Genomic DNA, 13,039 nt, shown 5'->3' with positions numbered 1-13,039 from the left:
GAGAAGAACAGGTTCCGCCCCCGGGCTTCGCCCACCACTTCGGCAAGACCCGGTTCGTACACCGGAAGACGCGACAGATCCGCGTCGTTCCAGGCGGCGATACGCTGCTCGTTGATGTCCACGATGGTGACCCTGATGTGCGGGCATTGCTGGGCGATGACAGACATCGTCGGGCCGCCGACATAACCCGCACCGATGCAACAGATATTCTTGATTTCCATAATTTTCAGACTAAAATGACAACCCTCCGGTGCCTCTTTGTGCGGCAAAAATAGAAAATTAACCGATTGGAAGTTTAATCCTTTGTCGTTAGTCAACTACAAAATGGAATATTTTGCCAATGTCCTTGCTACTTATCCCTTATTCGTTAATTTTACCTTACCAAATCAAGAGTGGAGTGATCAAGCAAGAGGTTGTCGATAAAATATTGGATACTGCCCGTATTGAAGAAGTAGTGGGTGATTTTGTGGATTTAAAAAAGCGGGGAACCTCTCTCATTGGTCTTTGCCCGTTTCATAATGAGAAAACCCCATCGTTCAATGTCTCGGTAAGTAAGGGCATCTACAAATGCTTCGGATGCGGTGCCGGGGGCGATTCGGTGCGATTCGTAATGGAGCACGAGAAGTACTCCTATCCCGAAGCACTCAAGTACCTTGCCCAGAAATACCACATAGAAGTCGAAGAAAGCGAGCGTACACCCGAGCAGGTTGCGGCACAAGACAAGCGCGAGAGTTTATTTATCGTTACCAACTGGGCAGGTAAATTTTTCAGGGAAACATTATGGGATACCGAAGAAGGCCGTACCATTGGCCTCAATTACTTCAAAGAGCGGGGCTACCGGGAAGACATCATCCGCAAGTTTGAATTGGGGTATTCGCCGGAGGCCTGGACCGCACTTTATGACCGTTCGAAGGCAGACGGGCATAAAGATGAATTTCTGGAAGCAACGGGACTCATCATACGCAAGGAAGACGGAAGCGCCTATGACCGCTTCCGCGGACGGGTCATGTTTCCCATCCACAATCTTACCGGCCGGATACTTGGATTCGGTGGCCGAACCCTGAAAACAGACAAAAAGGTCCCTAAATATGTCAATTCGCCCGAAAGCGAAGTATATCATAAATCGGATGTGCTCTATGGGCTATACTTTGCCAAAAAACCCATCCTGGACGCAGACAACTGTTATTTGGTGGAAGGGTATGCCGATGTACTTTCGATGCATCAAGCCGGTGTCGAAAACGTGGTCGCCTCATCGGGCACGTCGCTTACCTCCGGACAGATACGGCTCATCTCACGTTATACAAAAAATGTAACGATCCTTTATGATGGCGATGAGGCTGGCATCAAAGCCTCCCTGCGTGGTACCGATATGCTGCTGGAGGAAGGCCTCAATGTAAAAGTGCTGCTTTTTCCAGATGGCAATGATCCGGATTCGTATGTACAACGTTACGGCTCTGCCGCATTCAAACAATACATCGCCGAGCACCAGCAAGATTTCATTTTCTATAAGACCCATGTATTGCTACGCGATGCAGGCAACGACCCCATTAAACGGGCGGAAGTAATCCACGAGGTAGTCGCCAGCATCGCCTTGATCCCGGATGCGATCAAGGCCTCGGTATTCGTTCGGGAATGCAGTTCCCTGCTGGAAATCGAAGAGCGGCTTCTCATTGCAGAGCTCAATAAAATCCGCATCGGCCAGGCGAAGAAATCCGACCGGAAGCCAGATCCCATCCCTTCCCAGCCAGATGCACCTGCATTCACACCCTCGGTAGACAGCGACAATCCGGGGGAGGGTATTTCGTCGGATGTATTGCAGGAACGTGAAATCGTCCGCATATTGCTTCACTACGGAAACCAGCCCGCAACCTGGGAAAGCAGTGGCGACATCCCCATTGCTCCACTTCTGTTGAGCGGACTTACAGATACTTCGTTTGACGATCCGGCATGCCGCTCGATAATCCATATTTACAGGGAATACATAGCACGCGAGGAACTACCCGAGGAGCGGATATTTATCACCCATCCCAACCGGCAAATTGCGGATCTAACGATCGATTTACTCGCCATCAAATACAGCCTTAGTCCCAATTGGAACGACGAAAAACGAAAGATCTATGTTTCTCATGAGTCAGAGCGCTTGGAAGATCTGGTATACGGAGCCATTTATCGCCTTAAAAAACGAAAAGTCGAACAACAAATCTTTCGCATCAGAGAGGAACTGAAGACAGAAACCGACGAGGCCAATATGGAAGTAATGCTGGCAAATTATCAAAAACTCAAAGATGTATCAAAGCTAATAGCTGATAAACTAGGCACTATTGTAATTAAATAAATGTCGAATTCGCTACAAACCGGCATACAGGGAGAAGAGGTGGCAGTACAGCTGCTGAAACAGCAGGGGTATCGGATCCGTTGCCGGAATTGGCGTTACAAAAACCTGGAGATAGACGTCATTGCTGAAGAACGGGATATTCTTGTTTTTGTCGAAGTCAAAACACGGGCAGACGCTGCTTACGGTATGCCATATGAGTTTGTCGATGCTGCAAAACAAGCGAAATTAGTACGTGCAGCCAACCAGTACATCGCTGCCAACCGATACGGTGGAGAGATCCGGTTTGACGTCGTATCCATCCTGTATTCAAAAGAAAATAACCGGTATAACACACGGTTAATAAGAGATGCCTTCTGGCCGGGTTAATTGCATTGCAGCAGCCTGGCGTCAGGCGGGTAGCTTACCTTGTCGCTTTGTGCGGCAAATCAGAATAACTAAGTTTGCGATTATGAATAGAATAATTTACTTCCCTTTGGTGTTACTTGTGTTTATTGCATCGTGCAATACACAAAAGAAAGCATCGAAATTCCGGTTTGACACGCCCGAAGCAGGCACGCTCGTCAAAAAAGGCGAGTCTATTCCGCTGAAGTTAGTGTTTCCCTCCGAAATCTCGTCATTTGACTCCGTAATCTATGCCATAGATGGAGAAGTATTAGCCCGGAAAACCGACAGCACACCGGTTTCCCTGGATACCGAAAAAGCACCCTTCGGCAGCCGCACACTCAGTGCCAAGCTCTATCATGGCGGAGAAGAGCAGGTCGCCTACAGCAACATAGTGGTGGTCCCCCCTTCACCCAAGCGCTATGGTTTCAGGGTCATTCAGGAATATCCACACGACCCCCAAGCGTATACCCAAGGACTGGAATTTGATCATCAAGGTGTTCTCTATGAAAGTACCGGCCAACAAGGTAGATCCTCTATCCGCCAGGTCGATTATAAAACCGGCAAGATACTGAAAAAGACCGATTTAAGCCCGAACAGCTTCGGTGAAGGGCTTTCCATCGTTGGCGATAAGCTGATCCAGCTTACCTGGCAGGAAAAGGTCGGCTTTGTTTACGATAAGAATACCTTAACCAAAACTGCAGAGTTCAACTACGGACGAAGCTCCGAAGGCTGGGGGCTGTGCTACGACGGCAAGCGCCTCATCAAATCCGATGGCAGCAGCCGGCTTTATTTTCTCAACAAGGATACCTACGCAGAAGAAGGATTCATCGAAGTATACAACGACAAGGGCCCTATGGATAGCCTTAATGAACTCGAATACATTGATGGTAAAATATACGCCAACGTATACACCAAAGATATCATCGTCATCATCAACCCGGATACCGGAGCAATCGAAGGAGAGATCAATCTCATCGGTATTTACCCCGACAAAAAGGAATCCGACAATGAGCTTAATGGCATCGCGTATGAACGGGAAGGTAAGCGGCTTTTTATAACCGGCAAAAATTGGCCTAAACTTTACGAGATTGAACTGGTAGCCCGGTAATGCTTAGCGACCTCCGATACATTTTTAAATACCGGGAAAAAACGGTAGACCGGGTGATGTTGTACATCAGCTTGACCTGCTGTTTAGCTATCCTGTTCCATATCGGTTATAACACCAATGAGGTTACCGGGCGTTATTTCGAATCATCCATCCCCTGGACATTCTATGGTTTATTTTTCCTGAGTTTAGTCCGGACTACGTTAGCAATTGCTGCCAAGCGTCAGATTTCCGTGTCGCATTACGGAGGTATCGCACTTATCATCTATTTTATGCTGGTCACCATCGGCCGTAGTAGCAGCAACGATTTCTTTAATTTCCTCAGACAGCCGGAGTGGCTGTATTTGGGTATTTTTGCTGTCTTTCTCACCGAACTTTCCAAAAACAGCCTGTTTTTCGATAATTTTTACTTCAATCCGACGATTTTATTTGTTATCAGTTTTCTCTTTCTGATTTTTATCGGCACGCTATTGCTTATGCTGCCTAAGGCCGGAGCTGAACATTCCCTGCGGTTTATCGACGCACTGTTTATGGCCACCAGTGCCGTATGCATCACAGGCTTGTCCACCATTAATGTAGCCACTACATTTTCGCCCTTTGGGCATACTGTATTATTAATTTTGATCCAGTTGGGCGGTTTGGGAATTATGACCTTTACGGGGTTCTTCGGATATTTTTTCAGTGGCGGCTTTTCTTATAAGAACCAGTTGATGTATAGTGAATTTCTAGGCCAGAACAAAGTTGCATCCGTCATCAACACGCTGCTAAAGATTATCTTTCTCACCCTGCTTTTTGAGGCTATCGGCGCGGTATTCATCTTTTTCGGCACAGAAGCATCCGATTTCGAATCCAATGGAGACCGTGTTTTTTTTGCCGTTTTTCATGCTGTTTCCGCATTCTGCAACGCCGGATTCTCCACGGCGACTGACGGTCTGTACCATGCTTCCATCCGCTACAATTACGGTGTCCAACTTGTTGTGGCATGTTTGTTCATCGCCGGAGGTTTTGGTTTTGGAATCGTATTCAATGTATACACCTTTGCCAAACGGTGGGTCATCAGCTTCTTTCAGAAGCTGATTGCCAATAAACCTTATGTGTATCGGGCATGGGTTATTAATTTCAACACACGCCTGGTTATATGGATGACCGGTATACTATTGGTTGTTTCAACGGTACTGACGTTTATCTTAGAATATGGAAATACCCTTCAGGAGCATCCCACGTTATGGGGTAAGTGGGTCGCCGCATTTTTTATGGGTAATAGTTCCCGTACCGCAGGATTCAACGTGGTGGACATGAACATGCTGTCGTTTCCTACCATCATGCTAGCTACCTTACTCATGTGGATTGGCGCCGCACCGGGATCAACAGGCGGAGGTATCAAAACAACCACATTTGCAGTAGCAATATTGAATATTGTCAGTCTCGCACGGGGTAAGGATAAGCTGGAGATTTTTGGCAGGCATGTTGCACCGGATTCCGTCAACAAGGCGTTTGCCATTATTGCATTATCCATTTTTGCCGTTGGAACCACTGTCTTTGCTTTATCGATTACCGACGGCCACCTGGGATTGTTGCCCATTACGTTTGAAAGCTTCTCAGCTTACGCAACCTGTGGGCTGAGTTTAGGCATCACCCCACAGCTGAGTGCGGCGGGTAAGGCCATTGTCATCGGATGCATGTTCATGGGTCGTGTAGGACTGCTTACGCTGTTGGTGGCACTGATCAAAAATGTAAAAAACAGAAGCTATGAATATCCCCAAGAGAAGGTGCTCTTTTAGTTAGTAGGAATAAATGTGGGGACTTGTTAGGTGATTTGAATTTATTGTCATGAAGTACATTGTATTGGGCCTGGGAAATTTCGGGCGGGCGCTGGCCATTCGCCTTACTGAACTCGGCCACGAAGTGATTGGTGCAGACAACCGGATGAGCAAGGTTGAAGAATTGAAGGAAAAAATCACACATGCCGTGCGAATGGATAGCACGGATGCCGACGCCATGAGCGCCTTACCGCTCAAAGATGCTGACGCGGCGATCGTGGCCATTGGCGAAGACGAAGGCGCGTCACTTCTTACAACTGCCCTGCTTAAACAACTGCGTGTAAAACGCATCATCGGGCGTGTGGTATCGGATTTGCAAAAAACGGTTTTGGAGGCCATGGATATTGACGAGTATATTATGCCGGAAGAAGAATCTGCCGCCCGGCTCGCTATGCGTTTAGATAACCTGGATATTGTCGATTCTTTCAAGGTCTCTGAACGATACAGCATCATTGAAACCAAAGTACCCGCAAAATATATAGGCCTTACACTGAAAGAGGCGAATCTGACCAACAAATACAAAGTGATTGTCTTAACCACCATCAAATCCACCGAACAGCTGGAAGATGGGAAAACCAAGGTGAACCGGGAAGCGACGGGCATCGCCCATTCCGATACGGTATTGGCCGAAGGTGATATCCTGGTATTGTTTGGTGAACTGAAGGACATCACCCGCTTAATCCAAAAAGGAGAATAAGTGATTCAATGTGGCTGATGCTGCCGGATTTTTTTCTTTCGTTTATTCTGTTCTCTTTTTTCTTTCCTATACACACCGAGTCTGGATTGTTCAAAACGCGGATGTTTTTTCAGCGGCCGCAGGTCCATGTGCAGCGCTTCACCGTATTGCCATAGATAGCCTCCGCCCGTCACGTATTTCCCACTCAATACCCGCTGTATGGTAGAACGGTTGATACCCGTCTCCCTGCTGGCCATGTGTACATTACTGAACGTTTGCAGGCGGAACCCATCAAAGTTATACTGGGTGACTTTCCGGGCTTCCGCCGATAGGGTGGACAAACGGAGGGATCGGCCGGAGGCAATACCATTTACTGAAATACGGGCGGCATCGCCGCGTCGCCAAATATAGCCCTTGCACGTATGCCGCTTGCCATTTAATACGGCACGTAAGCTGGATGAACTACTCATCCCCAGCGCCGCACACGCCTCCGCAATGGTGGCATAGGTCTGAATCAGGTTGCCTTGAAGATTATATTGCCCGATGCGTTTCAGGTTTTTTGCTAACGGACTTAAGTGGATGCCCGGCATATTCATCAGTTCAGCGATATCAACCTGAGATGACTTTCCACGTCGCCAGATGTAACCTCCAGCCGTATACGTACCCCGATTCTTGGCTGCGGAACTGATATGTGAAGCACTTATTTTTACCGCCTTACTCGCTTCCGATGCATCCGGATACGTACGGATGAAATTCCCATTCAAATCGTATTGGCTGATTTCGTGCACACCGGTTTGGGCATAATACTGCTTTGCTTTTTGCCGCATGGCCTGTTTGGCGGCTTGATCTAATTCGGCAAATGAGTTTTTCCATCGGTTTTGCTTTATCATCCGTGCAAATTTTTCGCTCGGATTACTTAACTCAAGATTCTCGGCACAAATATTTAAGGAGTCATCGTCTTTATATAGCACAACCAAGCGGGAATCAGCTAAGTCAAACGCTTCCACAAAGCAATGATAAACCATGCGGGCGGTGGTAATGTAGTGGCGGCTCTTATTTACCGTGGCTGAAAAACGTAAATTAAATCGATAGTCTTGCGTAAACGAATTATAGGTTGACTTGGCTTGCTGACACAACATTAAATTGGGTACCGGTATACGGACCCCCCGAGGAGATATCCGGTAGTGCGTCACCCTGCGCACCCTCCCCTTATTGGAAATTTGGTAATGCCCCTTCAACTGGGGAATATCTTTCCATCTTTCTTCTGGTAAATCTTCCCATGACAGGTCTTGGAATGGATACTTGGTCTTTTTCATAAACACAGATTTAGATAGTGGTCTAGCAACAACTTGGTAAATATAGAAAATATTCTCAAAATAGAAAAATTACTACGGGAATTAACAATACAAGTAACCGGTACAAACTCTTCCGTGATTTTGCTGTTTAATGATTCAGTGTTTGGTCTTTTAAGGCAATGAGACCGAATACAATTAAACAATCATTTAGCCACATATGAGATTAGCAGGATACCTGATCATTTTTCCCGTTGCGCTGTTTCTTTTTTCATGCAACGAGCGAGCCACCCAACAAAAAGAAGCGGAAAAGCGGAAAGCTGACTCATTGGAGCAAGTAAAAAAAGCCGAAGAGGAAGAGCGTAAGCGCCCCCGCACAGCGGCTGATATCAAGCTCACCAAAGATTTCGCGTTTGACAATTATACATTAGCGGATGAGTATCCATATGAAGACACAAACCGTGTCTTTCAATGGGATAAAATCAAAGAAAAGTTAGCCTTTATTGACAACTTTCAGCGGGAAAAAAAGCACTATGCCGTATTACAGAATTATAAAAATAAAAACGGTGAAGCACCTGTAGTAGGCAACTATCTCCGGAATGCCTATAAACGTGTTTCAGATACATTGGGTACCGAGCGTTATCAATCCGTTCCGCTGTATAAGGAGGGAAATCACGATGTTCCAGTGTTATACGGACGGGATGGATCATTGGTCGAACTGTTGAGCAGCGATACGATTCCGATGATCAAAGTTGCGGGCCTGTCTTTTGAAGGAACCTGGGAAGTGCCGAAACGTTACGTAAAGACCATTGGGGATACGGTAGCGTTTAACCACGTCGTGGTGGTAGACGTAACCAATCAAAACATCTGCACGATCGAACGTTCGGAAGAAACGTCCTGGCGGATACGGAGCATGAATCCAGCCACATCCGGAATGCATAAGCCTCCTTACTCAAAGGAAACGCCTACAGGCATCTTTGTGCTCCAGGAAAAGAAACCCAAGATGTTATACCTGAAAGACGGCACAAAAACCATACAGGGATATGCACCGTATGCCAGCCGTTTCACCAACGGAGGGTACATTCATGGTGTACCCACCCAAAACCCGAACGCACGCATCATCGAATACAGTGCCTCCTTGGGAACCGTACCCCGGTCGCACATGTGCGTACGCAACGCTTCTTCACATGCTAAATTCATCTACGATTGGGCCAAAACGTTTCAATCGTTAATCATCGTAATAGATTGATATTATTTAACACTTTGATATCCAATATTATTGTTAACTTTGCACCCGAACCAAAGAAGCGTGCGTATGAATAAGTTGTTGTTGGTAGTACTTTTTGCGGTTGTTGCCGGCTGGGGTTTCGATCCATTTCCTGCGAAAAGCGGGGGTACTTTATCCAAAACCAAGCAAGTCGATTCCATTGTCCATTCTTCTGAACTGTCTGAGACCCAAAAACTCTATGACAGTCTGCACCTTCAATCGCTGCTTAATTACGAGGCGTTTGAACAGGCCATGATTGGCTATCGGACCCTCCCGGCCAAAAACAAAGATATCCTCACCGTGGTAGACTTCACCTTGCCTTCCACGGAGAAAAGGATGTATGTATTGGATCTGAAAAACAAAAAACTACTGTTTCATACGATCGTTGCCCATGGCAGGAATAGCGGAGAAAAATATGCCACTAGATTCTCTAACAAACACGGTTCCCTGCAAAGTTCCTTGGGATTTTATCTGACCGATGCAACCTACCAGGGCGGCAATGGGTATTCGCTTCGACTGGTAGGCTTGGAATCCGGCATCAATGATCAAGCGATGGCTAGGGCGGTGGTCATCCACGGAGCAGACTATTGCAGCGAAGATGTGATTCGTACCACCGGGAGGCTAGGAAGAAGTTACGGCTGTCCGGCGCTGCCCAGGGAACTGAATAAGCCGATCATCGATGCTATCAAAAATGGATCGTTGCTTTTTGTGTATGCAGGTAATGACGAATACCTGACCAATAGCAAAGTACTGAAAAACAACATCGATAACCCTTCGGAGACCCTGCTGGCACAACGTGAGCACAATTCGGACCATCGGTTTTAACCCACCATCAACGTTCTTCCGATTATCTGCTAATTAATCGGCACTGATGTGCCACATCTCAAATCTAATCCCTATTTTTGGCACTTTGTGTTTGAAACTCAACAGGGATACATGAAGAACTGGTTCAATAACAATTCAATCCACCTGGCGGTCATCGGCGTTTTCATCGCCATTTGTTTTCTTTATTTGACCCCTGCCTGGCAGGGCAAGGTGTTGTATCAAAACGATGTGCTGCAAGCTCAAGCCGGACAAAAAGAAATTCTGGATATCAAAGCCCGTGACGGAGATATGCCGCTGTGGACTAATTCCATGTTCAGCGGAATGCCCTCGTATCAAGTATTGATCGAATTACCCAATAACCTGACTACCCACCTATTGCATGGTTTCAAAGCATTTTTTCCCCACCCGATTGATGTAGTGTTACTATACTTGCTGGGTGCGTATTTGTTGTTCTGTGTGTTAAGGGTCAAACCTTGGTTAGCCGCACTCGGAGCCATTGCGTTCGCATTTTCCTCTTATAACTTTATTTACATTGAAGCAGGGCATGCAAACAAAGCTTATGCCATCGCATTCATGGCACCGATCATGGCCGGTATATTGTTGGCATTCCGGGGGAAATACCTGTGGGGAACGGTATTATTGGCGCTGGCGCTGGCACTTGAAATCCGAGTAAACCACATCCAGGTAACCTACTACCTTTTTTTAGCCATGCTGGTGTTGGTCGTCATCGAGCTGTACCACGCCATCAAAGAAAAAAGGCTGCTCCAATTTGGAAAGGCCATTGCGTACCAAGCCGTGGCAGTCATCCTAGCAGTCGCGGTAAATGCTTCGCTGCTGTGGCCTACCTACGAATACAGTAAAGAAACCCTGCGCGGGAAGGCAAATCTGAAGACCGAAAACGCGCAGCGCGCAGACAACGGTGTGAGCCGCGAATATGCTTACGATTGGAGTCAAGGTGTGGGAGAAAGCCTGACCTTCCTGGTACCTAATGCTTATGGGGGGGGAGGGGATACCCGGTTGGACGCCGAATCGAACGTAGCCAAATTGGTTATCAGCAAGGGTGCCGATCCGGCACAAGCAGCGCAGTTTGCAGCCAACCTACCCACTTACTGGGGCGAAAAACCATTTACTTCGGGGCCGTGGTATTTTGGAGCAGGGGTCGTATTTCTGTTTATACTGGGGCTGGTTGTTGTACAGGGGCCACTTAAATGGTGGCTAGCCAGCACCACCTTATTGGTGCTGTTGCTTTCTTTCGGCAGGCACTTTCCGCTGGTATCGGATTTGTTCTTCAACTATTTTCCGATGTACAATAAATTCAGGGCCGTTGAATCGATCCTAATCATCGCCTCGTTACTAATACCGATTCTGGCCGTTCTAACGGTTAATGAAATTGTTACCAATGGAAGCAAGATCAAAAATTTAGATAAAAAGAGCCTCTACGTATTATACGGTGTGGGCGGCTTGGTGTTACTTATCGCTTTATTGCCGGATGTGTTTCTGAGTTTCAAAACGTCAAACCACCAGGCGGTTATTCAGCAATATGGCCAACAGCTGCGAGACAATACTTTTGCAAATGAAGTAATGGCGGCGTTGGTCAAAGACCGTGCGGCGTTGGCACGGGCAGACGCTTTCCGTTCGCTGCTCTTTGTGGTTCTTACTTTCGCAATCGTATGGCTGCTTATCAAAAATAAACTTAAAGCACAAACAGGCGTGATCGCATTGGGCTTGCTCACGCTGATCGACCTATGGGGAGTAGACAAACGATACCTGAATGAAGACCGTTTCGTCGACAAGCTGCAAGTGAACCGCCAGTTTATCCGGGAACGTGAGGTAGACAAGCTCATCCTCATGGATAAAGATCCGAACTACCGCGTACTGGACCTAACGACTAATCCTTTTGCCGATGCACGCCCCTCTTATTTCCATAAATCCCTTGGAGGCTATCATGCAGCAAAACTGATGCGCTACCAGGAACTCATCGAACGGCAGTTCAGCGGTGCCCTCAACGAAGACATACTGGATATGCTCAACACCCGTTACCTCATCACCAATGACAACCAAAACAGTGAGCGCATCCAGCGCCGTAACACAGCCGCTGGTAATGCATGGTTTGTGGAGAAGGTAACCTTGGTAAAAGACAACGAAGAGGAGATGCAGGCTATCAATGGGTTTGATCCCCGAAAAGAGGCATTTATCAATGAAGAGTTTAAATCCCTCCTGGATGAAAAGCGGCTGGGTACACCGGTAAATTCTTCGATCGAACTGACATCCTATCGGCCGGACCGGCTGGTATATGAATATTCGGCTCCCAACGATGCCCTGGCTGTGTTTTCCGAGATATGGTACGACAAGGGTTGGAAAGCGTATGTGGACGGGAAAGAATACCCCATCCTGCGGGCCAACTATGTGCTGCGCGCTTTACAGTTGCCCGGCGGAAATCACAAAGTGGAATTCATTTTCAAACCGCTTTCTTACCACTTGGGTGAAACCATTTCACTGATCGCTTCCATCACGTTGCTATTGGGAATGGCAGCAGCTATCTGGCTGCAAACACGGAGAAAAACCGAAGCCGTACCGGCTAAAAAAGGCTGAGCTGGGGGTCCGTTACCCGGAATGTGCGTCGATGGTGAGGGGTGAAGCCGTGTTGCAGAATCGCACTCCGGTGCTGAATGGTCGGATAGCCCTTGTTTTGACACCACCCATATTCCGGAAATTCTGCCGCAAGTCCCTCCATGTATTCATCGCGATACGTCTTGGCCAATATTGACGCCGCCGCAATGGATAAATACTTGCCATCACCCTTCACAATACAGCAATGCGGCGTTCGCTGATAAGGAATAAACCGGTTGCCGTCTACGATGATGTATTCCGCTTTCAGGGTTAACGTATCCAATGCCTTATGCATGGCGAGGTAAGAAGCATTATGGATGTTTATCCGGTCAATTTCCTGCGGACTTACACTGGCAACGGCAAACGCCAACGCATTGGCTTCAATGATGGGCCGAAGTTCGGCGCGCTGTATCGCAGACAACTGCTTGGAATCGGTAAGCAGCTCATGTTGGAAATCGCTGGGAAGAATCACAGCTGCCGCAAAAACGGGCCCCGCCAAACAACCCCGGCCCGCTTCGTCGCACCCCGCCTCAACCAAAATGTCCTGATACCTCGAAAGTAGCATTGTGTCGTTCTGCTTCGTTTTCACTGGAGACAAACTTAGGGAACTTGCACGCAATATACAATCGGCATGCTCACTTTCGCAGCATGAAAAGCATACATTTGTTTGTAGTATGCGGAACCCGGTTTAATACCGCGCATGTAATAATTTTTATACAATTAAA

General features: G+C 47.3%; 10 protein-coding genes and 1 pseudogene. 8 read left to right on the top strand and 3 right to left on the bottom strand.

The window, feature by feature from the left end; translation table 11 throughout:
• Nucleotides 1–317 (bottom strand): annotated as a pseudogene (locus IEX60_RS09325) (hypothetical protein); the annotation flags it as partial.
• Nucleotides 318–340: 23 nt separating this feature from the next.
• Between IEX60_RS09325 and dnaG the strand changes: the two are divergent.
• The 5 genes from dnaG (at nucleotide 341) to IEX60_RS09300 (ending at nucleotide 6,341) form a co-directional block, all read left to right on the top strand.
• Nucleotides 341–2,335: a DNA primase gene (gene dnaG, locus IEX60_RS09320; protein WP_188749832.1), complete on the top strand. Its 1,995-nt coding sequence runs from the start codon at nucleotides 341–343 to the stop codon at nucleotides 2,333–2,335.
• On the top strand, nucleotides 2,336–2,701 hold the full coding sequence (locus tag IEX60_RS09315) for a YraN family protein (RefSeq protein WP_188749830.1): 366 nt from the start codon (nucleotides 2,336–2,338) through the stop codon (nucleotides 2,699–2,701). It begins immediately after the preceding gene.
• An 82-nt stretch (nucleotides 2,702–2,783) separates the two neighbouring features.
• Complete coding sequence (locus IEX60_RS09310; protein WP_188749828.1) at nucleotides 2,784–3,827, top strand: glutaminyl-peptide cyclotransferase; 1,044 nt, start codon at nucleotides 2,784–2,786, stop codon at nucleotides 3,825–3,827.
• Nucleotides 3,827–5,605 carry a TrkH family potassium uptake protein gene (locus IEX60_RS09305; protein WP_188749826.1) on the top strand — a complete coding sequence of 593 codons (1,779 nt, stop codon included), beginning with the start codon at nucleotides 3,827–3,829 and terminating at the stop codon, nucleotides 5,603–5,605. Before IEX60_RS09310 ends, IEX60_RS09305 begins: the two co-directional genes overlap by 1 nt.
• Nucleotides 5,606–5,654: 49 nt before the next feature.
• On the top strand, nucleotides 5,655–6,341 hold the full coding sequence (locus IEX60_RS09300; protein ID WP_188749824.1) for a potassium channel family protein: 687 nt from the start codon (nucleotides 5,655–5,657) through the stop codon (nucleotides 6,339–6,341).
• Between the two features lie 5 nt (nucleotides 6,342–6,346).
• Here the strand turns inward: IEX60_RS09300 and IEX60_RS09295 are convergent, their stop codons facing one another.
• Nucleotides 6,347–7,636 (bottom strand): NUMOD1 domain-containing DNA-binding protein, encoded by a 1,290-nt coding sequence (locus IEX60_RS09295; RefSeq protein WP_188749822.1) that lies wholly within the window; start codon nucleotides 7,634–7,636, stop codon nucleotides 6,347–6,349.
• A gap of 196 nt (nucleotides 7,637–7,832) precedes the next feature.
• On the opposite strand from IEX60_RS09295, the gene IEX60_RS09290 reads away from it, so the two are divergent.
• From IEX60_RS09290 to IEX60_RS09280, 3 genes are all read left to right on the top strand, one after another.
• Nucleotides 7,833–8,861, top strand: coding sequence for a L,D-transpeptidase (locus IEX60_RS09290; RefSeq protein WP_188749820.1), 1,029 nt, complete (start codon nucleotides 7,833–7,835; stop codon nucleotides 8,859–8,861).
• A gap of 66 nt (nucleotides 8,862–8,927) precedes the next feature.
• Complete coding sequence (locus IEX60_RS09285; RefSeq protein WP_188749819.1) at nucleotides 8,928–9,704, top strand: murein L,D-transpeptidase catalytic domain family protein; 777 nt, start codon at nucleotides 8,928–8,930, stop codon at nucleotides 9,702–9,704.
• Nucleotides 9,705–9,815: 111 nt separating this feature from the next.
• Nucleotides 9,816–12,296, top strand: coding sequence for a YfhO family protein (locus tag IEX60_RS09280; RefSeq protein WP_188749816.1), 2,481 nt, complete (start codon nucleotides 9,816–9,818; stop codon nucleotides 12,294–12,296).
• Here the strand turns inward: IEX60_RS09280 and rnhB are convergent.
• Nucleotides 12,283–12,879 carry a ribonuclease HII gene (rnhB, locus tag IEX60_RS09275; protein ID WP_188749847.1) on the bottom strand — a complete coding sequence of 199 codons (597 nt, stop codon included), beginning with the start codon at nucleotides 12,877–12,879 and terminating at the stop codon, nucleotides 12,283–12,285. The genes IEX60_RS09280 and rnhB overlap by 14 nt on opposite strands.
• Nucleotides 12,880–13,039: the final 160 nt, after the last annotated feature.

The organism is Parapedobacter defluvii (assembly GCF_014642075.1).
Classification (GTDB): Bacteria; Bacteroidota; Bacteroidia; order Sphingobacteriales; family Sphingobacteriaceae; genus Parapedobacter; species Parapedobacter defluvii.
Note: the sequence above shows the minus strand (reverse complement) of the source record. Positions and strands in the feature narration are given on the sequence as shown.

Excerpts from the sequence above, each read along its gene's own strand:
- dnaG (WP_188749832.1), top strand. The coding sequence starts at position 341 with ATGTCCTTGCTACTTATCCCTTATTCGTTAATTTTACCTTACCAAATC.
- IEX60_RS09315 (WP_188749830.1), top strand. The coding sequence starts at position 2,336 with ATGTCGAATTCGCTACAAACCGGCATACAGGGAGAAGAGGTGGCAGTA.
- IEX60_RS09310 (WP_188749828.1), top strand. The coding sequence starts at position 2,784 with ATGAATAGAATAATTTACTTCCCTTTGGTGTTACTTGTGTTTATTGCA.
- IEX60_RS09305 (WP_188749826.1), top strand. The coding sequence starts at position 3,827 with ATGCTTAGCGACCTCCGATACATTTTTAAATACCGGGAAAAAACGGTA.
- IEX60_RS09300 (WP_188749824.1), top strand. The coding sequence starts at position 5,655 with ATGAAGTACATTGTATTGGGCCTGGGAAATTTCGGGCGGGCGCTGGCC.
- IEX60_RS09295 (WP_188749822.1), bottom strand. The coding sequence starts at position 7,636 with ATGAAAAAGACCAAGTATCCATTCCAAGACCTGTCATGGGAAGATTTA.
- IEX60_RS09290 (WP_188749820.1), top strand. The coding sequence starts at position 7,833 with ATGAGATTAGCAGGATACCTGATCATTTTTCCCGTTGCGCTGTTTCTT.
- IEX60_RS09285 (WP_188749819.1), top strand. The coding sequence starts at position 8,928 with ATGAATAAGTTGTTGTTGGTAGTACTTTTTGCGGTTGTTGCCGGCTGG.
- IEX60_RS09280 (WP_188749816.1), top strand. The coding sequence starts at position 9,816 with ATGAAGAACTGGTTCAATAACAATTCAATCCACCTGGCGGTCATCGGC.
- rnhB (WP_188749847.1), bottom strand. The coding sequence starts at position 12,879 with ATGCTACTTTCGAGGTATCAGGACATTTTGGTTGAGGCGGGGTGCGAC.